Source organism: Pseudolabrys taiwanensis (assembly GCF_003367395.1).
Taxonomy (GTDB): domain Bacteria; phylum Pseudomonadota; class Alphaproteobacteria; order Rhizobiales; family Xanthobacteraceae; genus Pseudolabrys; species Pseudolabrys taiwanensis.
This window is the reverse complement of record NZ_CP031417.1, coordinates 1,903,523-1,926,639: the sequence shown is the minus strand read 5'-3', so window position 1 is coordinate 1,926,639 and position 23,117 is coordinate 1,903,523. Positions and strand designations below refer to the sequence as shown.

Genomic DNA, 23,117 nt, shown 5'->3' with positions numbered 1-23,117 from the left:
TTATGTACATAACGTACATAAACCGGGACACGGTACACCCGCAAGTCCGATGGTGCGGCCGTGGCGCCGAAACGGCTTCGATCAGAACCGAACAAGGAAATGCGATGACCACGAATGCAGCTCGCGAAACCCGAGTGACCGGTACGCTGCCGCTCCGGACGGGCCGCGAATTTCTGGCGGACCTCCGCCGTCGCAAGCCCTCGATCGTTGTCGACGGGGAAATCATTTCGGACCCGGTGAGCCATCCGGCTTTCAAACAGGGCGCCTACGCGGTCGCCGCCCTCTATGATTATGCCGCTGCGCCTGAAAATCGCGCAGTGATGACCTTCAAGTCTCCGAAGGACGGCGCGCCCGTGCTGCGCGCGTACCAAATCCCGAAGACGCACGCCGATCTGCGCGACAAGCGCATCGCGTCCACGAAGTGGGCGGAGATGACCTTCGGACTCATGGGCCGTACGCCCGACCACGTCGCCGGCTTCTTCTGCGGCTTCGCGGCCAAGCCATCCGTGTTCGCCGCCGGCGGCGACCAGTTCGCGCGCAACGTCGTCGCGTTCTACGAGCATCTGCGCGACACCCACGCTTATGTCACTTACGCCATCGTGCCGCCGCAGATCGACCGCAGCAAACCGGCCAATCTGCAGGAGGATCCGACTCTCTACGCGGGTGTCGTGAAAGAGACGGATGCGGGCATTTACATTTCCGGCGCGCAGCAACTGGCGACCGGCGCCGTCTATTCCGACTACATCCATCTGAGCTGTATCCACCCGCTTCGGCCGGGCGAGGAGAACTATGCGGTAAGCCTTGCCGTGCCGACGGATGCCGAAGGCGTGCGGCTCTATTCGCGCCGTGCGTTCCCGCTGGGGGCGACGGACGCCGCGGAATATCCGCTCACGTCGCGTTTCGACGAGACCGACTCGATGGTCGTATTCGACAACGTATTTGTCCCGTGGGAACACGTTTTCGCCTACCGCAATCTCGAAGTCTGTCGCGATCAGTGGTGGAAGACGCCGGCCCATCTCTACGGCAATCTCCAGGCCCAGGCGCGATACACGACGAAGCTGCGTTTCCTTCTTGGACTTGCCAAGCGCATGAACGAGATGACCGGCAACGACGCGACGCCGCCGGTTCAGGTGATGATGGGCGAGCTGGCATCCTATGCCTCGATCGTCGAGGGAATGCTGAACTCGCAGGAGACGCTCGCCACGACCGACGAAGAGGGCGTGCTGTGGCCGTCGAAGACCGCGCTCTATTCGGTCATGGCGCTGCAGTCCGAAATCAATCCGAAGATGATCGACGTCGTGCGCGAGTTGACCGGCGCCGCGATGATCACGCTGCCGTCGTCCTTCAAGGATTTCGACAATCCTGATACGGCCAAGGACGTCGAGCGGTTCTATAAGTCGGGCAAGGCCGATGCGCGTTCGCGCGTTGCGCTCATGCGGCTCGCCTGGGATTTCATCGGCACGGAGTTCGGCAACCGGCACCAGCAGTATGAAAAGTTCTACGGCGGCGCGTCCTTCCTTGTGAAGATGAACATGTTCAGGTCGTTCGACTTCAAGGGCGCCGGCGAACTTGTCGACAAGGCTTTGAATCTTCCGCCGCTCGCCGATTGATCGGTCGGCATTGAGGATATGAACGGCGTCGGAATCGGTCGATTCCGGCGCCGTCGTCTTTTTATCGGTGCGTGCGGATTGATGCGTATTTCTGCGGCAAATCGCGCACGTATATGCCGCAGGCAGGTCGTCGGCAGCTCAAATAATTGGCTTGACTAAATATGTTCAGATTGTACGCTTTTTGAACATCAAGCGCTGTACGGCGCGAACAAGGCGAATAAGCCAAGCGAGGCGGGGATGAAGTTTCTCAAAAGCATGAGTCTGCTCGCGGCTGCCGCGGTCTCGGCGATGGGCGTTATGTCTTTTGCGGCGCCGGCGGCGCGTGCCAATGATGTGATCCGCATCGGCTATGGACCGTTCTTGTCCGGTGGCGGTTTGTTCATCGCGAAGGAGAAGGGCTACTTCGAGAAGATGGGCATCACCGTCGAGCTGCGACGCTTCGACGATGGCTCGCTCGCGGTGCCGGCGATGATCGCCGGCGAACTGGAGCTGACCAATCTTCCGGCCGCGGCGAATTTGTTCAACAGCATCGCCAAGGGCGCGCCCATCGCGGTGTTCGCCGACTGGGGCAACAATCGCCCGGGCCACGGCTACACGGCGTTTCTGGTGTCGCAGAAGCTTTACGACGAAGGCGTTCGCACGATTCCCGATCTCGCCAAGCTCAAGGGCAAGAAGGTCGGCGTCAGCGCGCTCGGCAGCATCAATCACTACAACGCCGCGCAAATTCTGATGAAGGCCGGCCTCAACCCGGCCAAGGACGTGCAGTGGATCTTCAACGTTCCGCAGCCCGACCTGATGAAGATGCTCGGGCAGGGCCAGGTCGAGGGCAGCGACCTGTCCTACAATCTCGCCGCCTTCGCCAAGGCGAACAAGATGGGCCAGATCATCGCCAATGGCGACGAAATCGCGCCGAACTTTCAGATCGCCGCCTTCGCCGGCCGCAAGGACTTCCTGACGCAGAAGCATGACGTGATGGTGCGCTTCATGGTCGCCTATTTGCAGGGCATCAAGGAGTTCGACGCCGCCGCCGACGCGCCGGACAAGGATCCGCAGATCCTGGATATCCTCGCCAAGTACACGACCCTCAATAAGCCGGAGCTGATCAAGCAGATCGCGCCGCACTGGGCCTATCTCAACGAAGACGGGATGCCGCAGATCGACTCGATCATGCAGATGCAGGACTTCTGGAGCGGCGAGTACTTTCAATACGTGAAGACGAAGGTGACCCGCGAGCAGCTGTTCGACCTGTCGATCGCCAAGGAGGCCAAGGCGAAGTTCGACAAGGAAAAGCCGTTCGCCAAGTAACAAGAATCCGAGTTGCAGGCGCTGCCGCCCGGTCGACGGGCGGCAGCCGATGTTTGGCGAGGAGACGTCGATGACCGAGCGGGTGTGGGACAAGTTTCTGACCGAGCGCGACAAGCAGGTGTTCGCGGCGTCCGGATACGGCGCGCGCGGCGGCTTCGGCAAGCGGCCGGCGCTGTTGGTGATCGACGTCAATTTCGGTTTCGTCGGCGACAAGCCCGAGCCGATCCTCGACTCCATCAAGCGCTGGATGAATTCGTGCGGCGAGGATGGCTGGAAGGCCGTCGCCGCGATCAAGGAATTGCTGGTCGCCGCGCGCGGCAAGGGTGTGCCGGTGATCTACACCACCGGCGTGCGCCGCGCCGACAGCTGGGACGAGGGCGCCTGGGCTTACAAGAACAGCCGGGTCAAGACCGACTACATGGGTCTCAATCCGGGCAAGCTGAAGAGCAATGTCATCATTCCCGACATCGCGCCGGCACCGCAGGACATCGTCATCGGCAAACAGAAGCCGAGCGCCTTCCACGGCACGCCGCTCGCCGACTATCTCGTGCATCTCGGCTGCGACAGCGTGATCTGCACCGGCACGACCACGTCCGGCTGCGTGCGTGCCACGGTCATCGACGCCTTCAGCAAGAACTATCGCGTCATCGTCGCGGAAGAGGGCTGTGCCGACCGCTCGCAGGCCTCGCACGCCGTCAATCTCTGCGACATGAACGCGAAGTACGCGGACGTGATATCGGTGCAAGAGGTGGTCACTTATCTCAATGCGCTGCCGAGCGGCCTGTTCGATCTGCCGAAAGGCGACCCGACCGCGGCGGCGGCCTTCTCGATGCCGGCGGCAGCCAAGGCTTGAGGAGGCGATCCCCTAAGCGGGCGCGCGCATGGCGCGGCGCCGGAAAAGGCAGCGACAAGGTCGGCTATGTATAAAGACTTGCGAGAGTACATCGCGCTGGTGGACGGCATAGGCGCCCTTCGCCGCATCGACGGTGCCGACCCGCGCTTCGAGATCGGCGGCATCACCGAAGTGGCGGCGGGTTCGCCGGAGCAACCGGCGCTGCTGTTCGACAACATCAAGGGCTTTCCAGCCGGCTTCCGCATCTTCTCCAACGCGACGACCAGTTCGCAGCGCGCGGCCTTGGCGCTCGGTCTCGATCCCGGCCTGCGTCCGATCGATGCGCTGAAGGCCTGGAAGGAGCGGCGCAGCAAGCTCACGATGCTGCCGCCGGTGGAGGTCAAGGAAGCGCCGTTCATGCAGAACGTGCAGATCGGCGCCGACGTCGATCTTCATCGTTTTCCGGTGCCGACCTGGCACAAGAAGGACGGCGGCCCCTACATCGGTTCGGGCAGTCTCGTCGTCACGGGTGATCCCGGCTCCGATTGGGTCAATGCTTCGATCTATCGCGTGCAGGTGCATGCGCGCAATCGCGTCACCGTGCAGTTCGACCATCTCGGCCGTCACGGCGCGATCATCGCCAAGCGCTACTGGGATCAAGGACAGCCGTGCCCGATCGTGATCGTCAACGGCCAGGACCCGTCGCTGTTCATCTCGGGTTTCGAGTATTTGCCGGAGGGTGCGTCGGAGTACGACTTCGCCGGGGCGATCAAGGGACAATCGATCGAGATCATTCGTGGCCCGCGCACCGGCTTGCCGATTCCGGCCCATGCCGAAATCATTCTCGAAGGCAAATTGCTGCCGCCCAGCGAAGTGACCTTGCCGGAGGGTCCGTTCGGCGAATTCACCGGCTACTACGCCGCCGATGCGCGCCCCGCCCCGGTCATGGACGTCGAGGCCGTCTACTATCGCGACAATCCGATCCTGTTCGGCTCGCCGCCACTCAAGCCGCCGCGGTTTCATTTTGGTCTGCCGTTTCGGGCCGCCGGCATCTGGGGCAATCTCGAGGCCGCGGGCGTGACCGACATCGTCGGCGCGTGGCAGCACGTGTCGCAGCTCATGACGGTGATCGCGCTCAAGCAGCGTTACGCCGGCCATGCCAAGCGCGCGGCCATGATCGCCGGCGCCAACAGCTACATGGGCCGCATCGTCGTGGTCGTCGACGAGGACGTCGATCCGTCGAACCTCGCCGATGTCATGTGGGCGGTGACGACGCGCTGCGAGCCTTCCGAAGCGGTCGACATCGTCCGCAATGCCTGGAGTTCGTCGCTCGATCCGCGCATCCCGCCGGAGGCGCGCGCGGTCGGCGCGACGTCTCATTCGAAGATGCTGATCGATGCATGCAAGCCTTTCGCCTGGAAGGACGCCTATCCCCCATCGTCGGCATTGATGCCGGACGAGGCGGCGGAGATCGCGGACAAGTGGAAGCACGCGCTCAATCCGCAGAAGTAAGTCGCGTCAGCGTCAGTCGGGTGTGATGAATATCAGTGTCGAAAATGTAAGGCAGGTGTGGCAGAGCCGCGACGGCTCGGAGGTCGTCGCGCTCGACGGGTTCACGCACACCTTCCAGTCCGGTCGTTTCTCCTGCATCCTGGGTCCGAGCGGCTGCGGCAAGAGCACCATGGCGCAGATCGTCGGCGGCATCGAAACCGCGACCAGCGGCAACGTCACGATCGACGGTGCGCACGCCGGCAAGAAGGGCTCGGCTTCGGTGATGGTCTGGCAGAGCCAGAACCTGTTTCCGTGGCGGAGCGTGCTGGACAACGTGGCGTTCGGCCCTGAGATGGCCGGCATGTCGCGCCGCGAGCGCACGGAGCGCGCACGCGAATTGATCAACTCGGTCGGGCTCAAGGGCTTCGAGCGGCATTATCCGAGCCAGCTTTCCGGCGGCATGCGGCAGCGCGTGGCGCTCGCGCGCGCCTTGATCATGGACCGGCCGATTCTGTTGATGGACGAGCCGTTCGGCGCGCTCGACGCGCAAACGAAGATCGTGATGCAGGAAGAGCTGCTGCGCATTTTCGAAGCCACGCGCAAGACGGTGATCTTCGTGACGCATTCGATCGACGAAGCCATCCTGCTCGGCGACGAGGTGGTGGTGATGACGGCGCGGCCGGGCCGCATCAAGGAGGTCCTCCAGGTCGATCTGCCGCGGCCGCGGTCGATCGAAATGGTCAGTACGCCCGCCTTCGGCGCGCTGTTCGACCGTGCTTTTCATCTGATCCGCGACGAGGTCACCAAGGCGATGCAGGAACAAAATGCCGTCGCGGGGGCGCTGTCGTGAGCAAAGTGCGCCGCGCCAATGGGCGTCTTGCCGAGAAGATTTTACCGGCGCTGAGCATCGTCGTCTTCTTGATCGCCTGGCAACTCTTCGTCGATATCAGGCACATCCCGCCGATCTACCTGCCGTCGCCGGTCGCCATTCTTCGCGCGCTGCTCGACATGATCGAGGATGGCTCGCTGTTCTACAATCTGGGCGCGACGCTGCTGCGCATCATGGCGGGCTTCCTGGTCGCGACCGTGACCGGCATTGTCGTCGGCATCATCATGGGCATGTCGCGGCTGTTCGAGCGCATCGCCGACCCGTGGATCGCGGCGCTCTATCCGCTGCCGAAGATCTCGCTCATCCCGCTGCTGATCATCTGGCTCGGCACCGGCGAAGCCTACAAGATCGTCATCAGCGCGGTGACAGCCTTCTTTCCGATCGTCATGAGCACCTATGCCGGTGTGCGCCAGGTCGACCGCGGGCTGGTCAAGGCGGCGATCGATCTCGGCGCCAACCGGCGCCAGGCGCAGATCAATGTCGTGCTGCCGGCCGCCATTCCGACCATCTTCGCCGGATTGCAGCTCGGCATGGGCGTGACGATCATCCTCGTCGTCGCGGCGGAAATGATTGGCGGCTCCAGCACGGGCGGCATGGGAAATCTGCTGATCCAGGCCGGGCAGGTGATGGAAACCGAAAAGGTGTTCGCGGCGCTCGTCGTGCTGACGCTGATGGGCGCGGTCATCATCAAGGGGCAGCAATGGCTCGACCGCCGTTTGGCGCCCTGGGCCAACCATTTGTGAGCCTGCCCATGGATGACGGTTTGTGGCGCTGGAGCGCGGTCGATCTCGCGGACGCAATCGCGGCGCGGCGCGTATCCAGCCGCGAGGCGACGGAGAGCGCGCTGGCGCGGCTCGCGGCGGTCAATCCGCGGATCAACGCCGTCGTCGATGTGCTGGCTGAGGAGGCGCTCGCTGCCGCCGCAGCCGCCGACGCGGCGCTGGCGCGGGGCGAGTCTGGGGGGCCGCTGCATGGCGTGCCGGTCACCGTGAAGATCAATGTCGATTATGCCGGCCGGCCGACGACCACGGGCGTGGTCGCGTTCAAGGACGACATCGCGGCCGCGGACAGCCCGCCGATCGCCAGCTTGCGCGCGGCCGGCGCCGTCATCATCGGCCGCACCAATGTGCCGGCGTTCTGCGCCCGCTTCTTCACCGACAACGATCTGCACGGTCGCACGCTCAATCCGTGGGACGCGGGGCGAACGCCGGGCGGCTCGAGTGGCGGTGCGGCCGCCGCCGTCGCCACCGGCATCGGCGCCATCGCGCACGGCACGGACCGGGCGGGGTCGATCCGTTATCCGGCTTATGCCTGCGGCGTCGTCGGCCTGCGGCCCTCGTTTGGCCGCGTGGCGGCTTACAGCGCCAATCCGTCGGTCGAGGCGACTCTCGCCAGCCAGCTGATGAGCGTGCAGGGGCCGCTGGCGCGCTCGGTCGGTGACGTGGCGCTCGGCTTGCGCGGCATGATGCGCGGGGACGCGCGCGATCCGTGGTGGATGCCGGCGCCGATGCTCGATGAAACGGAGCGGCCGCTGCGCGTTGCGGTGTTCGAAGGCACGGCCGGCGCGGCGGTCGATCCCGCTGTCGCAGCCGCAGTGCGGCGGGCCGCCGGTTGGCTGGCGGAGGCTGGTTGCGAGGTCGCGCCGGCGACACCGCCGGCTGTCGCCGAGTTGGCCGACATGTTCTTCTCGATGGTCAAGACCGAGGAAGGCGAGGGCACGTCGCGCGCCATCGAGCGTCTCGGCGACGACGCGCTGCGCCGCGCGCGTGCGGGGACGATGGCCCGTGCGACCAAGTATACGCTCGAGGCCTATGTCGATGCGCTCGGCCGGCGCACGGCTATCCTGCGTCAGTGGCAGGCGTTCCTGGAGCAACATGACGCGCTGCTGCTGCCGGTGTCCTATCGTGCGCCGCTGCCGATCGACGAAGATCAGAAGGGCGATGACGCCGTCGCGCGGATGATCGACGCGCACGAGCCGATGCTGGCCGTATCGATGCTCGGCCTGCCGAGCTTGGCCATGCCGACCGGCATCGATGGCACGGTTCCAACTGGCGTGCAGATCGTGTCGGGCCGCTTCAAGGAAGCGCTTTGTCTGCGGATTGGCGCCATGATCGAAGCCGCGTGTCCTCCGGCCACCCCGATCGACCCGGCCGGGCCGCTATAAAGCTGTAAGGAAGTGGCCCGGGGCCGCGCCGCAGGACCAAAAGTTGTGGCCCCTGCTGGAATCCCAAACTAATCTAGGCCGCTATTTGGTTGTGATAGGTGCCATCTCGCTCTGCGGTGGCAAAGGGGTCTATGGCTAAGACTGCACGCAAGAAGGCTAACCGGGTTCCTTCGAACGGTGCCGGACCGTTTGTCGTCCCGTCGACGATCTCGAGACGCGACTACTTCAAGGATGGCTCCGACGACTGGTTTCGCGACTCGCTCTATCGATTGGTGCAGGCACTGAGCCGCCTTCTTGTGTGCCGTGAGGCCTTCGGCCGCCGTCTCGGTCTCACCGGTAGCCAATTCACCGTGTTGATGGGCGTGGCCTACCGACAGGGGGACACCGGCATCACCATCGCGGCGTTGGCGAACTACATCGGACTGGCCGCAACGCATGTGACGACCGAGGTCGGCCGCCTCATCCGCAAAGGTCTTCTCGTCAAGCGTCCGAACGCCAACGACGGCCGCAGCGTGCTCATTTCGCTGTCACCCAAAGGCGAGGCCGCCGTCGAGATCGTTTCGCCGATGGTGTGCAAGATCAACGATCTCTTGTTCACGAATATCGATCGGAAACAATTCGATACGACCAACGAATTCGCCAAATTGCTGCTCACCAATGCGGAATATGCCATCGCCGAGATCCGCGTGAGCGAGGCGGACCGCGCCGCCAAATAGTCTTCCCGTCGCGCCCGCTTGACGCCGATAGCTACAGAATTAAGCTAAGAATCGGTTGTTTTGGCGAGGGATGGACTGGCAATGGCGAGCGCGGGCAGCAACGACTGGATGGGCGAGATCGACCGTCCGAACCTTCCCGGCGAATACCCGCTCGGCTGGAAAAGCGATGTCGCCGCGGAAATGCTGCGCCAGCTCGACATTCCTTACGTCGCCCTGAATCCCGGCGCGAGCTATCGCGGCTTTCACGACAGCCTCGTCAATTATCTCGGCAATCGCGCGCCGCAGATGATCGTCTGCCTGCACGAGGACCACGTCGTCGCCATCGCGCACGGCTACGCGAAAGCGACCGACAAGCCGATGGGCGCGATTCTGCATTCCAATGTCGGCCTGATGCATGGCCTCATGGGTCTTTTCAACGCCTTCTGCGATCGTGTGCCGATGATGGTGATCGGCGCGACCGGTCCGGTTGCCCCGGAGAAGCGCCGGCCCTGGATCGACTGGATCCACACGACCAAGGACCAGGCGGCGATGTTACGCAATTATATCAAGTGGGACGACGAGCCTCGCTCCGTCCCCGGTGTGATCGAGGCGTTCCTTCGCGGCTATCAGATGACCGTCACCAAGCCGTCCGCGCCGGTCTATATCTGTCTCGATGCGGGCCTTCAGGAAGAAGGCGTCTCCGGCGAGATCACGTTCCCTGATGTTGCTCGCTACGTGCCCATGACCTTACCCGCGGCGGCGGCCGCGGACGTGCGCACCGTCGTCGACCTGGTGAAGCATGCCAAAACGCCTGTATTCATGTTCGGCCGTGGATCGCGCGAACAGCGCCATTGGGAGGCGCGTGTCGAAGTGGCGGAGCTCGCCGGCGCCTCGGTCATGTCTTCGCAGCGCGAGCGCGCCGTGTTTCCGACGCAGCATGGTTTGCACGTCCTGCCGCCGATGGGGTCGCTGTCGCCGGCGGCCAAGGAGCTCCTGGCTGGCGCGGATCTGATCGTGAGCTTCGATTACCCCGATCTGCAGGGGACGTTGCGGCAGGTCAACCGCAACACCGGCGCCATCGCCGCGAAGGTGGTGAAAGTGTCGCTCGACCACACGCTGCACAACGGCTGGAGCATGGACTATTTCGGCCTTCCGCCCGCCGATCTGGCCATCATGGCCGATCCGGACGCTTTCGCCGAGCAACTGCGCGACGAACTTTCCGCGCAGCTCGGCGGCGTAAAGCGATGGGACGGCCGTTCACGCCGGACGTGGGGGGAGATCGGCTATTCGGAGAACGCCGACGTCGAACTCGTGTCGCGCGATATCGAGGTGGCCCTCGCCGAGGTGCGCGGCGAACGCAAGTTCACGTTGACGCATCTGTCGTTCGGGTGGGACGGCCGCGCCTATCACTGGAACGATCCGCTCGACTATCTCGGTCATGACGGAGGGGCAGGTCTTGGGGCGGGCCCCGGCCTCGCCCTCGGCGCCGCGCTTGCGCTGAAGGACCAAGGGCGTACGGTGATCAGTGTGGATGGCGATGGCGACTTCATGCAAGGCGCGACCGCGTTATGGACGGCGGCGCATCATCAAATTCCCGCGCTGTTCGTGATCAACAACAACCGCTCGAACTTCAACGACGAGATTCATCAGGAAGCGGTGGCCAAGGATCGCAAGCGGCCGCCGGAGAATAAGTGGATCGGCATGCGGATCTCGGAGCCCAATGTCGATATCGCCGCGCTGGCGCGCTCGCAGGGCGTCGAGGCCGAGGGGCCGGTGACCGACCGCCAATCGTTGCTGGCGGCGTTGGAGCGGGGCTTGGCCGTGGTCGCGTCCGGCAAGCCCTATTTGATCGATGTGCTGGTCAAGCCGAGCTACGCCAACAAGCTGGTGACGCGCGGCGATTGAGTCTGCCGGCGGACGAAACAACTGTCGGTGCTTTCGGGAGGAAAACAAAAAGGGCCATCGAGCCTGGTTTGCCGGCGTGTCGTGTAAAGGCGACCTGGCATCCGGTGGACTCGTCTGCAATCCTACTCGATCGTCACGTTAGAGGTTTTCACAATGACAATGTCGCGTCGTGCCTTTGTTAAAACGTCAGCCGCTGCTTCTTTGTCGGTTATCGCCGCCTCAGCAAAGGCTGCGGCCTATCCGACGCGACCCATTACGCTGATCGTGCCCTACGGCGCGGGTGGGCCGACCGACACGATCGGACGCATTATCGCGGAAGGCCTTCGTGAAGCTCTCAACGGCACGATCGTCGTCGAGAACGTGGCCGGCGCATCCGGTACGATCGGCGTAACGAAGTTTTATCGTTCGCCGAACGATGGCTACACGCTTTGCCTCGGCAATTGGCCGACATTCGTGCTCAATGGTGCGATCTTCAAGGCGCCGTACGATGTGACGAAGGATTTCGAGCCGATCGGCCGCGTCGTCACGGATCCGCAGATCATTATTTCGCGACCGGATCTCCCGGCCAACAATCTGAAGGAACTGATCGCCTGGTTTAAAAGCAACGGGGACAAGGCGACGCAGGCGACTGGTGGCACCGGCAGCACGTCGCATGTGGCCGGCATCCTGTTCCAGCACAAGACGGATACTCAGTTCGCCTTCGTGCCGTACCGGCAAGGCGTTGGCGCCGCGATGGTCGATCTGATCGCCGGTCGGGTCGATACCATGTTCAGCGTCGCCGCCAACGCCATTCCGCATCTCAAGAGCGGCGCCGTCAAAGCCTACGCGGTGACGGCGAAAGAACGTCTCGGCATTATGCCGGACATCCCGACCGTCGACGAGGCCGGCCTGCCCGGATTCTACACGGCGAACTGGCATGCGTTGTTTGCGCCGAAGGGCACGCCAAAGCCGATTCTCGAGGCGCTGAATGCCGCACTCGTGACCGCTCTTGCCAATCCAGACATCCGCAAGCGGATGGAAGATGTAGGACAGACCTTGCCGCCGAAAGAGCAGCAGACCCCCCAAGCGCTGACGCAGCTCTTGAAGGACGACATCGCGACATGGTGGCCGGTCGTCAAAGAGGCGGGAATCAAGAACGAATGACGTCGGTCCGATTGCCAATCGTGACGCTCCGAACGCCTGCAACGTCGGCGAATGGTGGAAGCACGATCGGGCCTGCAATCGCGCTATGCGAAGGCGCATGGTCGCAATGCGGCGACGGGCGGGCCTGCGCGGTCTAAGCTGAGGCGTTGGGCACCATGGCGCTGACATCCGGTCGACATTGAAGTCGATGCCCTAAGAAGTGGAAATGAACCAATGTATCGCATGATGGTGGCGGACTACGATTCGCCTTCGTATTTCGTGGCGACCGCCGCGGTGAAGCTCGGTTTCTTCAAACAGGAAGGCGTCGATGTCGAGTTTGTCGCCGAGTATGGCGCCAAGCACGGGCCTGAACGGCTGCGTGACGGCAGCATCCATTTCTTCGGCGGGCCGGCTTTCGCCGGAACCCGGGCGTTCCCGGCCTGGAAGGGCATCAAGCTCGTCGCCGCGCTGGCGCAGCATTCGTACTGGTTCATGGGCCTGCGTAAGGACATCGATATCCCGCGGGGCGACATCAAGGCGCTCAAAGGGCTGCGTATCTCGTCGTCTTTCGCGTTCCCGCGCACCGCGCTGCGGCACATGCTGATCGAAGCCGGTATCGATGTGGACCAGGACGAGGTCCGCATCGTCGAGAGCCTGCCGTCGAAATCGGAATCGCATAGCCGCGACGGCATCAAGGCGTTGCAGGAGAACCTCGCCGACGGATTCTGGGGCAATGGCATGCGTCTCGCGCTCGCGGAGAAGGCGGGTATTGCCAAGCTGCATCTCGATCTGCGCCGGGGCGACGGTCCGCAGGGCGCCCGGCTTTATAACTTCGCGGCGCTGACCATGACCGACGCGATGATTGAAGCCGAACCGGAGGTCGCCGCCGCGGCGGTGCGTGCCATCGTCAAAACGCAGAAGGCGCTCAAGGCCGATCCGTCGCTGGCCAAGAAAGTCGGCGACGAGCTGTTTCCTGGCGAAGAAGCCGAGATGATGCCTGTCCTCGTCGCGCGCGATGCACCTTTTTACGAAGCCGCCATTACGCCCGAGGCCATTGACGGGCTGAATGCGTTCGCTCTTGCCAACGGCCTTTTGGATCGGCCGCTCGCCTACGATGCGATTGTTGCGACCGGTCTGAAGGCCAATTGGCAGGCTTAGATCCGGAGCGATCCCATACCTTTGGTGTGAATTAGGACGTCATCAAAGTGTAATGGAGCCGACCTACCTACCGATCGCAGCTGGTTGCGTTTGGTGTAAAGGGGGCGGCGTTTGATGCCGGATGCGCTCGCGATCGCGCGCGTCCGCAGGGCACGTTCCTGCCGACCGCTTCGTCACGGCTTGGCCTTGATGCTCGCGCTGTCCCCGATGAATGGGGTCAGGGCTTTCGAACGATACATCAATTTCGATCTGGCGCCGCAACCGCTCGGGACCGCCTTGGTGGCATTCGCCAACCAAACGGGCATGACGGCGTTGGTCGATGGCGAGTTGGCCAGCGGCCTGCAATCGTCGTCCGTCATCGGGCGATTTTCGCCTCAGGATGCGTTGCAAGTCCTGCTCGCGGGCACCGGCCTGGTGATCCGTTACGCCGGCGCCAACGCGTTCACGGTCGGCCTTCCGCCGCCCCAGGCGTCCGTCGGCACACAGCGTTCGCCATGGTCGCCGGTGCAGTAATGCGCCGGCGCTTTTATATAACCAGCGTCACTTTATCCGGCTTCTTATACCGGCTTCGTTTGCGGCTGCCTCCGCAGCCGTCCGCTGCGCGCGGAGACGCGGAATGCGGTCGATTGCGCGTTGCGCTTCCGCCTTGTAATCGACGACCGCCTGAGAGGCATCGTCGCGCTGATGTTGGCGGAACTTGAAACGCGCTTCCGCGCGCTCCCTGGCGTCTCGTTCTGATTTGAGCATGCAGAGCGAACGCATGTCTGCGGCGGTTGTTCCCCTAGGACGGCGGAACCATAGAGTTGCGGTCCTACTCATCCGCCCGCAAACATGATGCGTCCGCGCATAAGGCTGCCAAGCGAAAACCTTGCGTCTGCGATCGGCCGAAAGGAACCGACCGTTGTGGAGTCCGTTTCAACTTAGACTTGCTTACACCGGACGCCTTCATAGGGAATGCAGATGTATCACCACGTAAAAAAGCTAATGTACACGGTTCGCGTCGATGAGCCCGATCCAGCTTTCGGAAACATGCTTCTGGAACAGTTCGGTGGGGCTAACGGAGAGTTGGCGGCAGCGATGCAGTACTCGATCCAGGGGCTCAATTGTGAGGACCCGGATCGCAAGGATTTGTTGATGGACATCGGCACCGAGGAGCTGAGCCATTTGGAGATCGTCGGAACGCTAGCCCGGATGCATCTCGCGCCGATGAAGTTTGCCAGAGACGCGGCCGAAGCCGACCCTCTGATCGCGATCGCCGGCGGGGGCGGGGTGAACCTGTTCAATTCGATGGGCAATCCGTGGACGGCGGACTATCTGAAGATTACCGGTGAGCTGGACGTCGACTTGCGCAGCAATATCGCCGCCGAGGCGCGGGCCAAGATCGTCTATGAACGGCTGATCAACTTCTGCGACGACTCAGGAACGAAGGACGCGCTCCAGTTCCTGATGACGCGCGAGATCACTCATATGCGAATGTTTTCGCTCGCGCTCGAAAGCATGGGCAAACCGCCGTTTATGATCGGCAAGATCGCGCCAACCGAGGGGCTGGTCGATCAGATATTCAACGACTCCACCGGGCAGGGGGATCACGGCGAGATAGACGCGCGTGGTCCCTGGAACGAGGGTGAGCCGTGGCAATTCGTTGAATCGCCGGCGATCCAGGCAATGAAAAGCCTCGAGAACGGCGGCGAAGCTGTGCCGGTCCATGCCGAGAGCGCCGAGCTCACCGAGACGGGCCCGATCCAGGATCTTCTGGTTCATCAGCTCCGCGACATCCTCCACGGGGAGAAGCAGCTTCTGAAAGCCCTGCCGAAAATGGCCAATGCCGCACGGTCCGGACAATTGCAGCGGCTTTTCCAGCAACATCTCCAGGAGACCGAAGAACAGGTCAGCCGGCTCGAGGAGTGCCTCTCTCTTCTGGGCGTCACCGCGAGGACGAAGCCGTGCAAAGGCATGATGGGCATCATCGAGGAGGGCGAAGAAATCATCGCGGAGTCGAAGAAGAAGAAGGATCCCGCGGCGGCCGACTTGGCTCTCATTGGCGCGGCGCAACGCGTGGAGCATTACGAAATCTCCGGCTACATCACGGCGCGCAATCTGGCACAGCAACTGAAGCACTCTGCGATCGTTCAATACCTCACGCTTTCCCTGGGTGAGGAGGAGAACGCCGACCAACTGCTCAATCAGGTGGCTCGGCCGCTGATGTCGGCGGCGCGAATGCCATCGGCGGTCGAATAGGTGCTGGGGGAGCGCCGGCAGCCTCCGGCGCTCCGTCGCGGCCAAGCGGGACGGTCGTGATAGAGCGGTCGAGCAGCATAGGACCGAAGTTGACGACCGCCGCGAACAACTTGAAGTCTCAGCGCAAGCGCTGAGAGCCAACAGGACGTAAGTTCTTCGATCGCGCTCGGCGCTTTACGCCTCGCCGAAATGCTCCACCAGGAAATCGATGAACAGCCGTACTTTCATCGTGAGATGACGCGTTGGCGGATAGATCGCATAGAGCGCGATCATGGGGGCTTTGTAGTCGGGCAGGATGCTTCGAAGCGCGCCGCTCTTGAGCTGTTGCTCGGCGAGGAACGCCGGCAGCAGCGCAACGCCTCGATGTTTCACCGCGGCGTCGCGTAGCACTTCCGCATTGTTGGCGCACAGCGTCCAATCCGGCTGGACCCAGTGATCGCCATCGGGACCGGAAAGCTTCCACTGGTTGCCCGTGAGCAGGAAGCCATAGGTGAGCAGCTTGTGTCTGCGAAGTTCGCTCGGGTGCTTGGGCGTGCCGTGCGCCGCGAGGTAGTCGGACGAGGCGCAGACGACGCGTGCGATAGGCATGATCCTGCGGGCGATCAAGCTCGAGGATTCGAGTTCGGCGATGCGCAGTGTGACGTCGAGCCCCTCCTGCACCGGATCAACATGCTCGTCGGTGAGCACGAGTTGGATTTGCAATTCGGGATACAGAGCCATGAAATCGGCGAGCGCCGGGCCGAGCTTGATGGTGCCGAAGGACATGGGCGCGTTCACGCGTAGCAATCCGCGTGGCGTCGATTGTTGATGTGCCACCATCTGATCCGCTGCATCGAGATCGGCGAGGATGGAGAGGGCCCGCTCGAAATAGGCCTGGCCATTCTCGGTGGGGCTCGCCTGCCGCGTGGTGCGGTTGAGCAATTGCACGCCCAGGTCGTTTTCCAGGTCGGCGATGTACTTGCTGACTGCCGAGCGCGAGAGCCGAAGCTGCCGCCCGGCCTCCGAAAAGCTGCCCAGTTCGACCACTTTGACGAAGGCTTTGAGGCTGGAGAGCTTGTCCATGGGCGCCTGACTGATTGTTCTTAAATCATAGACAGTCATACCACAAGTAACGGTATTGTCTCTATTCTGGGTCGCTTTAATTATGGCGGGAGAAGCAAGTTTCCTCGAACCGGCCAGGAGCGATCCTCATGTCAGGTCTTCATCACGTCACCGCCATTGCTGGTAAGGCATTGCGGAATTTCGACTTTTATACCCGCACGCTGGGGCTGCGCTTCGTCAAGCGCACGGTCAATTTCGACGATCCGGGCACCTATCACTTCTATTACGGCGACGAGGCCGGGAAGCCCGGTACCATTCTGACCTTCTTCCCGTGGGAGCAGGCCGCGAAGGGGCGCGCCGGTGTCGGCGAGACGCAACAGACGAGCTTCCGCGTGCCCGCCCGTTCGCTCGGCTATTGGACCCATCGCTTTATCGAGAAGGGTGTCGAGCACCAGGCGCTGGAGCGCCGCTTCGGAGAAAGTGTGCTCACTTTCACCGACCCGGACGGCATGAGTCTCGCCCTTGTCGGCATTCCCGATGCCGAGAACGAGCCGGCGTGGAGCAATGGCGACATCCCGGCGGAGCATGCCATTCGTGGTTTCCACGGCGTGACGTTGCTGCTCGACGACGCGGCGAAGACCGGCGCCGTGCTCACCAACGTGTTCGGCTTCAAGCAGGAAGGCCGCGACGGGTCGGTGATCCGCTTCCGCGCGCCCGACGTGAGGGAAGGAGGCATCGTCGATATCTATGAAGCGAGAGGCTTCCTGCGTGGACGCCAGGGCCGCGGCTCCGTGCACCACATCGCCTTCCGCGCGGCCGATGATGCGCAACAGATGGAGATGGCACGCAAGCTCGTTACCGAGCACGACCTGCATCCGACCGAGCAGAAGGATCGCAACTACTTCCGTTCGATCTACTTCCGCGAGCCGGGCGGCGTGTTGTTCGAGATCGCGACAGACATTCCCGGCTTCGCCGTCGACGAGCCCGTGGAAGCGCTCGGTCAAGCCTTGAAGCTGCCGCCGTTTCTTGAAGGCCATCGCGCCGAGATCGAGAAGTTGTTGCCGGAACTCGAGCAGAAGGACGTCGTGTGATGTCGATCGAGAACTTCATTCATCGTTTCGAACCAGCGGCGGCGGCGGGTCTCCCGCCGTTGCTCCTGCTCCACGGCACCGGGGGTGACGAGAGCGATCTGTTGCCGCTCGGCCGTGCGGTCGCGCCCGGCGCCGCGCTGCTGTCGCCGCGTGGCAAGGTGCTCGAGCATGGCATGCCGCGCTTCTTCCGCCGGCTGGCGGAGGGCGTGTTTGACGAAGACGACGTGCGCCGCCGCGCGGGCGAACTCGCCGCATTCGTGGATGCCGCCCGTGAGCGCTACAAGATCCCGGCCCCGATCGCGCTCGGCTATTCCAATGGAGCCAACATCGCGGCGGCGGTGATGTTGCTGCGTCCGCAGACCTTCGCCGGAGCGATCTTGCTACGCGCCATGGTGCCGCTCGCTACGCCGCCGCACGCCGATCTCGCCGGCAAGCCCGTGGTGATCGTCTCCGGCGCGCAGGACCCGATCATTCCCGCGGCCAACGCGGCAAGGCTCGCGGCACAACTGCGGGAGGCGGGGGCGCGGGTCGAGCACCAGACGCTGCCGTTGGGGCACGGCCTCTCCAATGCCGATCTCACGATAGCGCAGCGGTGGTTGGCGGAAGCAGCCGGCACTCGTGCGCCGGCTGAGTGACATCGAAAGGCGCGGCCATGGGTAAAACCCGGCGATACGGAGATGCGGTGGCGCACAGTCACGGGCTGCGCGAAGCGCCGATGCTGGTTTCCACATCGCCCGGCGCCGCGGCCATGGCCGTCACAAAGATCGTGGTCGGGCACGACGAACTTGGTATGAAGGCGCAGATTCCGCCACAAGATGCCTTTAGCGCGGCGCTTTATCTCACCGACGTGCCTTACAACGAACTGTGGCGTCGCCGCCGGCCTTATCTCAAGCAGGGCTATGCGGCGAACGCGCTGCGCGTCGTGCATCTTGAGGACGAATTATCGACCTATGTCACCCATCCCCATACGGCTTTGTCGTTCTACATTCCGCGCGCCTCGTTCGACTCATTGAATGGCGAGGACGGTAGAGCGCCGGCTTCGATCGTCTGTTCGCCCGGCATCATCGACCCCGCCATGGCGCATCTCGGGCGGGCGCTGTTGCCGGCGCTGGAGCGCCCGAACGAAGCGTCCGCGCTGTTCGTCGATTCTGTCTTCCTCGCGGTGCTCGCGCGGCTCATGTCCAGCTATGGCGGCGTGTCCGCTGCGGCTGCGAAACGGGCAGGGCTTTCCCTGCAACAGGAGCGTCGGGCTATCGACTACCTGACCGCGCACATTGCCGACAACGTGAGGCTCGCCGATGTCGCGGCCGCATGCGGTCTGTCGAGGGACTATTTCATTCGTGCCTTCCGCCGCGCCACCGGTCTTACGCCGCATCGCTGGCTGATGCGCTTTCGCGTGACGCAGGCGAAAGAGACGCTACGCTCGTCCAATCTCAGCCTGGCAGAGATCGCACTGCGCTGCGGTTTCGCAGATCAAAGTCATTTTACCCGCGTGTTCTCGTCATCCGAAGGCATAAGCCCTGCCGCATGGCGCAAGCGTCATAGCGAGTAAACGCGCACGGTGTCATGGTCGACGAGGCGGAGTGGGTGACACCGGCGACACGAGGTGCGTCACCTTTGGCGCGCCGTCGCGCTGAAAGCGATTGACGATGCTTTGTACATCCCGGTCCGCGGCCGTCACGCGCTCGTGCTGACGCAGGTGCTCGATCCAGGAATCCAGCATGAATGTTTCGACGAAACGGCCCGGTGCCGCGACATCCTCGAAGATGCCCCAATCATAGGCGCCGTCGCGGCCGCGCTCCTTCGCAAGATTACCGACCGCGCGCAGGAACTCCGGCCCGTCGCCGGGTTGGATATGATACTCGACAGTGACAAGAACAGGCCCCCGGTCGAGCTCGACCTTGGAGGCGGGAATGACCTCCGGCCAGTGCATCGACGGAGTGAGATCGAGGCCTGCACCCGTCGGCAGCCTCCAGCGCCTGAGAAGCGGAATTGCAAGCAATGCGCCGATCCCGGCGGCGAGATGCGCCGCCGGCAAGCCGATCAAGCCGGCGAGCTTGCCCCAAACCGCACTGCCGAGCGTCAGCGCGCCGAACATGGTGGTTCCGAAGATCGAAAGACCGCGGCCGCGGACCCAGCCAGGCAACGAGACCTGCGCCGCCACATTGAGCGTCGCGATTACGGCGATCCATGCGGCGCCGGCGATGAGGCACGCGATCAGAGCGACTGCCGGTTGCCGCGCCAAAGCGAACAGAACCAAGCTCAGGACTGTGCCGACCGTACCAACAATGACGACGCCGTCGGCCCCCAGCGAACGTTTCAAGCGCGGCAGCGCGAATGCGCCTGCGACGGCGCTCGCGCCGATCGCGCCGAGCAGGATGCCGTAAAGCTCCGGCCCGCCCGCCACCTGATCGCGCGCGACCAGCGGCAACAGTGCCCAATAGGCGCTAGCGAAGACGAAAAATCCGAAGGCGCGGATCAGTGTCGCCTGCAGTTGCGGATTGTGCCGTGCGTGTCTTAGGCCGGCGCGCATCGCGCGGCCGAACTGCTCAGGCGGAAGCACTCGGCCGGCCTCGGGGCGGGGCGGCTTCCACCACACCAACGCTGCGATGACGCCGAGCGTGCTGAGGGCATTGAACCAGAACGGCGCGGCAATGCCCCACACCGCAATGAAGAGGCCGGCCAGAGCCGGGCCGACGGCGCGGCTCACATTCAAGCCAATGCTATTGAGCGCTACCGCAGCGGCCAGTTGTGAGTTTGGAATCAATTGCGGCACGATCGACTGCCATGCCGGCATGATGAGCGCGGCCAGTGTCGCGGCGCAGAAGGAAAATGCCAGCAGCAGAACCGGATCGGCCCGGCCGAGAGCGACCAGGGCGGCGAAAATGGCGACCAGCGCCACTGTCAGGATCTGCATGATGATGAGGAGGCGTCGGCGGTCGACGACGTCGGCGAGGGCGCCGGCGGGCAGGGCGAACAGAAACATCGGCAGCGAGCCGGCGACCTGCACGAGCGACACGACGAACGGATCGGGATCGAGGCCCGTCATCAGCCAGCCGGATGCGGCGTTCTGCATCCAGGTGCCGATATTGGAGACAACCGTCGCGACCCACAGCACGGCAAAGATCGCCGACCGGAAAGGGGCCAGCGAGGATGTCTCGCTGGCTTCCGGAGGGGCGATCGTTGGCGGTTTTGTGGAGTCTGTCATGTCGATAGGGGCTTTCAAGCGGGCCTACATCACCTCTTATCTCGCAGGTCGTGCCACGCGACCAGGAGGAACCCGCCCACCAGACCGAGATGTTCAAAGAACGCATTCTCGACCATGAACCGGTCTGGCTGCGGCAGCGCCCAGAAGCGGTTGGCGACAAAGGTCGCGATCAACGTGAAAACGGCGAGCCAAAGCGCGCCGAACCAGCGGTAGAACCCGGTCAGAACCAACGCGGAGCCGAGAAGTTCGGTCACGATAGTGGCAATGGCGAACGGGACGGCCGGCGCCAGGCCGAAATGCTGTTGCTCGGCCACGGCTGCGCTGAAATCGCCCGCCTTGATCAGCCCGCCCTGCAGGTAGGCCGCACAAAGCCCGAGCAGTGCGATCCAACGTACGGTCGGCGTGGCCGCCCGCGCGAGCGCCGCCGGAAGCCAAGCGTCGCGTTTTTCCAGAGTGCCCATGTTACACCGCCCAACATGCGCAGCCGAGCACGCCCCAGAAGGATTGCAAATCCGAGGTCGGCACCCGGCCCGACAATGCGCGCGCATGGTCATGACCGTGAACGTTGCAGGCGTTGGCGCAGCCGCAGCTCACGGACAAAGTACGCTGATGCGTTGTCGCCTGCAGCTCTGCCCAAGCGCCGTAGCCCCCATAGGTTCGCACGGGCGACCAGTCCGGCATCGCCGGCGGCGGCGCGCCCTCATCAAACGAAGCGAACGGTCCGGCGGCATAGACGACCTTGCCGCCCACCATTGTCAGCTCCGAGGTGATGTCGGCGATCTCGGCCTCCGGGCAGGAGAAGTAATCGCGGTCGGGTACCACCAGATCGGCGAGTTGACCGGTCTCGATACGGCCCTTCTTATTCTCTTCATCGGAGAACCAAGTGACGTTTTCGGTCCACATGCGCAGCGCCGTCTCGCGGTCGAGGCAATTGCGACGCGGATAGATTTGCAGGCCGCCCACGGTCTTGCCGGTCACGAGCCAAGCGAGCGAGACCCACGGATTGTAGGAAGCGACCCGCGTTGCGTCGGTGCCGGCCGAACTCTTGACGCCGCGCGAAAGGATCTTCGCGACGGGCGGTGTCGCCTCGGCCGCGCCGAAGCCGTAGCGCTCGACGAAATATTCGCCCTGATAGGCCATACGATGCTGCACGGCGATGCCGCCGCCGAGCGCCGCGATACGGTCGATCGAACGATCCGAAATGGTCTCCGCATGGTCGAAGAACCAGTGCAGACCATCGAAGGGAATCTCTTCGTTCACGCGTTCGAACACGTCGAGAGCGCGTGAAATCGTCTCGTCATAGGTTGCATGCAGCCGCCAGGGCCAGCGGTTCTGCGCCAGGATGCGCACAACTTCCTCAAGATCGCCTTCCATCTCCGGCGGCATGTCCGGCCGCGGCTCACGGAAGTCCTCGAAATCCGCTGCGGAGAAGACCAGCATCTCACCGGCGCCGTTGTGGCGGAAGTAATCATCGCCTTGCTTGTACTTGGATGTCTTCGTCCAGTTGAGAAAGTCCTCCTTCTCACCCTTCGGCTTTTGCGTGAACAGATTGTAGCCGAGCCGGATGGTGAGCTGGCCTTGTTCGCTCAGCTTCTGGATGACCGCATAGTCGTCGGGATAATTCTGGAAGCCGCCACCGGCATCGATAGCGCCCGTGACGCCGAGCCGGTTGAGCTCGCGCATGAAGTGCCGTGTCGAATTGAGCTGATATTCGAACGGCAGCTTCGGCCCTTTGGCCAGCGTCGCGTAGAGAATGCCGGCATTCGGGCGCGCCAACAGCAGTCCGGTCGGATTGCCGTGCGCGTCCCGCGTGATTTCCCCGCCGGGCGGGTTCGGCGTGTCCTTGGTGTAGCCCACGGCGCGCAGCGCCGCCCCGTTGAGGAGGGCGCGGTCGTAGAGGTGCAGCAGAAACACCGGCGTTTCCGGCGCCACGGCATTGAGTTCGTCGATCGTCGGCAGGCGCTTCTCGGCGAACTGATGCTCGGTAAACCCGCCGACGACGCGCACCCATTGCGGTGGCGGGGTGATCGCGACCTGGCGCTTGAGCATGGCCATGGCATCGGCCAGCGACCGCACGCCGTCCCAACGCAGCTCCATGTTGAAGTTAAGCCCGCCACGGATGATGTGCAGATGATTGTCGATCAGCCCGGGCATCACGCGCCGGCCTTTGAGATCGATCACCTTCGTCGCCGCACCGGCGAGCGGCATCACGTCTTCGTTGCGCCCGACGGCGGCGAACTTGCCGCTCGTGATCGCAACCGCCTGCGCCACCGGGTTGCGGCGGTCGAGCGTTGTCAACGTTCCGTTGTAGAGGATGAGATCCGGGGGCGATGTCATGACTGTTCTTCCGTACCACGCCGCCGCAGCG

At 63.4% G+C, this 23,117-nt stretch carries 20 protein-coding genes; 16 read left to right on the top strand and 4 right to left on the bottom strand.

Translation table 11 applies throughout. The features are described 5' to 3' along the window. The first annotated feature begins 104 nt into the window (after positions 1–104). The 13 genes from DW352_RS09250 (at position 105) to DW352_RS09185 (ending at position 15,409) form a co-directional block, all read left to right on the top strand. Positions 105–1,610 (top strand): 4-hydroxyphenylacetate 3-hydroxylase family protein, encoded by a 1,506-nt coding sequence (locus tag DW352_RS09250; protein ID WP_115690564.1) that lies wholly within the window; start codon positions 105–107, stop codon positions 1,608–1,610. Positions 1,611–1,847: 237 nt separating this feature from the next. Beyond that, entirely contained in the window at positions 1,848–2,915 is a 1,068-nt protein-coding gene (locus DW352_RS09245) for an ABC transporter substrate-binding protein (protein ID WP_115690562.1), read from the top strand. Between the two features lie 70 nt (positions 2,916–2,985). Further along, positions 2,986–3,768 (top strand): isochorismatase family protein, encoded by a 783-nt coding sequence (locus tag DW352_RS09240; protein WP_115694327.1) that lies wholly within the window; start codon positions 2,986–2,988, stop codon positions 3,766–3,768. Positions 3,769–3,834: 66 nt separating this feature from the next. After that, entirely contained in the window at positions 3,835–5,259 is a 1,425-nt protein-coding gene (locus DW352_RS09235) for a UbiD family decarboxylase (protein ID WP_115690560.1), read from the top strand. Between the two features lie 25 nt (positions 5,260–5,284). After that, entirely contained in the window at positions 5,285–6,088 is an 804-nt protein-coding gene (locus DW352_RS09230; protein WP_115690559.1) for an ABC transporter ATP-binding protein, read from the top strand. Next, positions 6,085–6,870, top strand: coding sequence for an ABC transporter permease (locus DW352_RS09225; protein WP_115690558.1), 786 nt, complete (start codon positions 6,085–6,087; stop codon positions 6,868–6,870). Before DW352_RS09230 ends, DW352_RS09225 begins: the two co-directional genes overlap by 4 nt. Positions 6,871–6,878: 8 nt before the next feature. Next, complete coding sequence (locus tag DW352_RS09220) at positions 6,879–8,291, top strand: amidase (protein ID WP_115690556.1); 1,413 nt, start codon at positions 6,879–6,881, stop codon at positions 8,289–8,291. Positions 8,292–8,422: 131 nt separating this feature from the next. After that, complete coding sequence (locus tag DW352_RS09215; protein WP_115690554.1) at positions 8,423–9,007, top strand: MarR family winged helix-turn-helix transcriptional regulator; 585 nt, start codon at positions 8,423–8,425, stop codon at positions 9,005–9,007. Between the two features lie 81 nt (positions 9,008–9,088). Next, positions 9,089–10,891, top strand: a complete 1,803-nt coding sequence (locus tag DW352_RS09210; protein WP_115690552.1) for a thiamine pyrophosphate-binding protein — start codon at positions 9,089–9,091, stop codon at positions 10,889–10,891. Positions 10,892–11,092: 201 nt separating this feature from the next. Next, positions 11,093–12,034, top strand: coding sequence for a Bug family tripartite tricarboxylate transporter substrate binding protein (locus DW352_RS09205; protein ID WP_245434376.1), 942 nt, complete (start codon positions 11,093–11,095; stop codon positions 12,032–12,034). Between the two features lie 213 nt (positions 12,035–12,247). Next, a complete protein-coding gene (locus tag DW352_RS09200) occupies positions 12,248–13,171 on the top strand; it encodes an ABC transporter substrate-binding protein (RefSeq protein ID WP_115690548.1) in 924 nt (307 codons plus the stop codon). A gap of 189 nt (positions 13,172–13,360) precedes the next feature. Beyond that, the gene (locus DW352_RS09195) at positions 13,361–13,684 is read left to right on the top strand and encodes an STN domain-containing protein (RefSeq protein ID WP_162826870.1); all 324 of its coding nucleotides are present in this window, start codon (positions 13,361–13,363) and stop codon (positions 13,682–13,684) included. A 447-nt stretch (positions 13,685–14,131) separates the two neighbouring features. After that, the gene (locus DW352_RS09185) at positions 14,132–15,409 is read left to right on the top strand and encodes a DUF892 family protein (protein WP_115694326.1); all 1,278 of its coding nucleotides are present in this window, start codon (positions 14,132–14,134) and stop codon (positions 15,407–15,409) included. Positions 15,410–15,583: 174 nt separating this feature from the next. On the opposite strand, the gene DW352_RS09180 is transcribed toward DW352_RS09185, so the two are convergent. Continuing rightward, positions 15,584–16,471, bottom strand: a complete 888-nt coding sequence (locus DW352_RS09180; protein ID WP_115690542.1) for a LysR family transcriptional regulator — start codon at positions 16,469–16,471, stop codon at positions 15,584–15,586. A 128-nt stretch (positions 16,472–16,599) separates the two neighbouring features. Here DW352_RS09180 and DW352_RS09175 point away from each other — a divergent pair, with 128 nt between their 5' ends. Genes DW352_RS09175 through DW352_RS09165 form a run of 3 tightly spaced genes read left to right on the top strand, consistent with a single transcriptional unit; the run spans position 16,600 to position 19,093 of the window. Continuing rightward, the gene (locus tag DW352_RS09175; RefSeq protein WP_115690540.1) at positions 16,600–17,541 is read left to right on the top strand and encodes a ring-cleaving dioxygenase; all 942 of its coding nucleotides are present in this window, start codon (positions 16,600–16,602) and stop codon (positions 17,539–17,541) included. Continuing rightward, on the top strand, positions 17,541–18,176 hold the full coding sequence (locus tag DW352_RS09170; RefSeq protein ID WP_115690538.1) for an alpha/beta hydrolase: 636 nt from the start codon (positions 17,541–17,543) through the stop codon (positions 18,174–18,176). The genes DW352_RS09175 and DW352_RS09170 overlap by 1 nt, the downstream gene beginning before the upstream one ends. Positions 18,177–18,223: 47 nt before the next feature. Further along, positions 18,224–19,093, top strand: a complete 870-nt coding sequence (locus DW352_RS09165; protein WP_162826869.1) for an AraC family transcriptional regulator — start codon at positions 18,224–18,226, stop codon at positions 19,091–19,093. Between the two features lie 12 nt (positions 19,094–19,105). Here the strand turns inward: DW352_RS09165 and DW352_RS09160 are convergent, their stop codons facing one another. Genes DW352_RS09160 through DW352_RS09150 form a run of 3 tightly spaced genes read right to left on the bottom strand, consistent with a single transcriptional unit; the run spans position 19,106 to position 23,086 of the window. Then, positions 19,106–20,749, bottom strand: coding sequence for an MFS transporter (locus DW352_RS09160; RefSeq protein ID WP_115690534.1), 1,644 nt, complete (start codon positions 20,747–20,749; stop codon positions 19,106–19,108). Positions 20,750–20,778: 29 nt separating this feature from the next. Then, positions 20,779–21,210 carry a DoxX family protein gene (locus tag DW352_RS09155; RefSeq protein WP_115690532.1) on the bottom strand — a complete coding sequence of 144 codons (432 nt, stop codon included), beginning with the start codon at positions 21,208–21,210 and terminating at the stop codon, positions 20,779–20,781. Between the two features lies 1 nt (position 21,211). Then, positions 21,212–23,086 carry an amidohydrolase gene (locus DW352_RS09150; protein WP_115690530.1) on the bottom strand — a complete coding sequence of 625 codons (1,875 nt, stop codon included), beginning with the start codon at positions 23,084–23,086 and terminating at the stop codon, positions 21,212–21,214. Positions 23,087–23,117: the final 31 nt, after the last annotated feature.

Excerpts from the sequence above, each read along its gene's own strand:
- DW352_RS09250 (WP_115690564.1), top strand. The coding sequence starts at position 105 with ATGACCACGAATGCAGCTCGCGAAACCCGAGTGACCGGTACGCTGCCG.
- DW352_RS09245 (WP_115690562.1), top strand. The coding sequence starts at position 1,848 with ATGAAGTTTCTCAAAAGCATGAGTCTGCTCGCGGCTGCCGCGGTCTCG.
- DW352_RS09240 (WP_115694327.1), top strand. The coding sequence starts at position 2,986 with ATGACCGAGCGGGTGTGGGACAAGTTTCTGACCGAGCGCGACAAGCAG.
- DW352_RS09235 (WP_115690560.1), top strand. The coding sequence starts at position 3,835 with ATGTATAAAGACTTGCGAGAGTACATCGCGCTGGTGGACGGCATAGGC.
- DW352_RS09230 (WP_115690559.1), top strand. The coding sequence starts at position 5,285 with ATGAATATCAGTGTCGAAAATGTAAGGCAGGTGTGGCAGAGCCGCGAC.
- DW352_RS09220 (WP_115690556.1), top strand. The coding sequence starts at position 6,879 with ATGGATGACGGTTTGTGGCGCTGGAGCGCGGTCGATCTCGCGGACGCA.
- DW352_RS09215 (WP_115690554.1), top strand. The coding sequence starts at position 8,423 with ATGGCTAAGACTGCACGCAAGAAGGCTAACCGGGTTCCTTCGAACGGT.
- DW352_RS09210 (WP_115690552.1), top strand. The coding sequence starts at position 9,089 with ATGGCGAGCGCGGGCAGCAACGACTGGATGGGCGAGATCGACCGTCCG.
- DW352_RS09200 (WP_115690548.1), top strand. The coding sequence starts at position 12,248 with ATGTATCGCATGATGGTGGCGGACTACGATTCGCCTTCGTATTTCGTG.
- DW352_RS09195 (WP_162826870.1), top strand. The coding sequence starts at position 13,361 with ATGCTCGCGCTGTCCCCGATGAATGGGGTCAGGGCTTTCGAACGATAC.
- DW352_RS09185 (WP_115694326.1), top strand. The coding sequence starts at position 14,132 with ATGTATCACCACGTAAAAAAGCTAATGTACACGGTTCGCGTCGATGAG.
- DW352_RS09180 (WP_115690542.1), bottom strand. The coding sequence starts at position 16,471 with ATGGACAAGCTCTCCAGCCTCAAAGCCTTCGTCAAAGTGGTCGAACTG.
- DW352_RS09175 (WP_115690540.1), top strand. The coding sequence starts at position 16,600 with ATGTCAGGTCTTCATCACGTCACCGCCATTGCTGGTAAGGCATTGCGG.
- DW352_RS09170 (WP_115690538.1), top strand. The coding sequence starts at position 17,541 with ATGTCGATCGAGAACTTCATTCATCGTTTCGAACCAGCGGCGGCGGCG.
- DW352_RS09160 (WP_115690534.1), bottom strand. The coding sequence starts at position 20,749 with ATGACAGACTCCACAAAACCGCCAACGATCGCCCCTCCGGAAGCCAGC.
- DW352_RS09155 (WP_115690532.1), bottom strand. The coding sequence starts at position 21,210 with ATGGGCACTCTGGAAAAACGCGACGCTTGGCTTCCGGCGGCGCTCGCG.
- DW352_RS09150 (WP_115690530.1), bottom strand. The coding sequence starts at position 23,086 with ATGACATCGCCCCCGGATCTCATCCTCTACAACGGAACGTTGACAACG.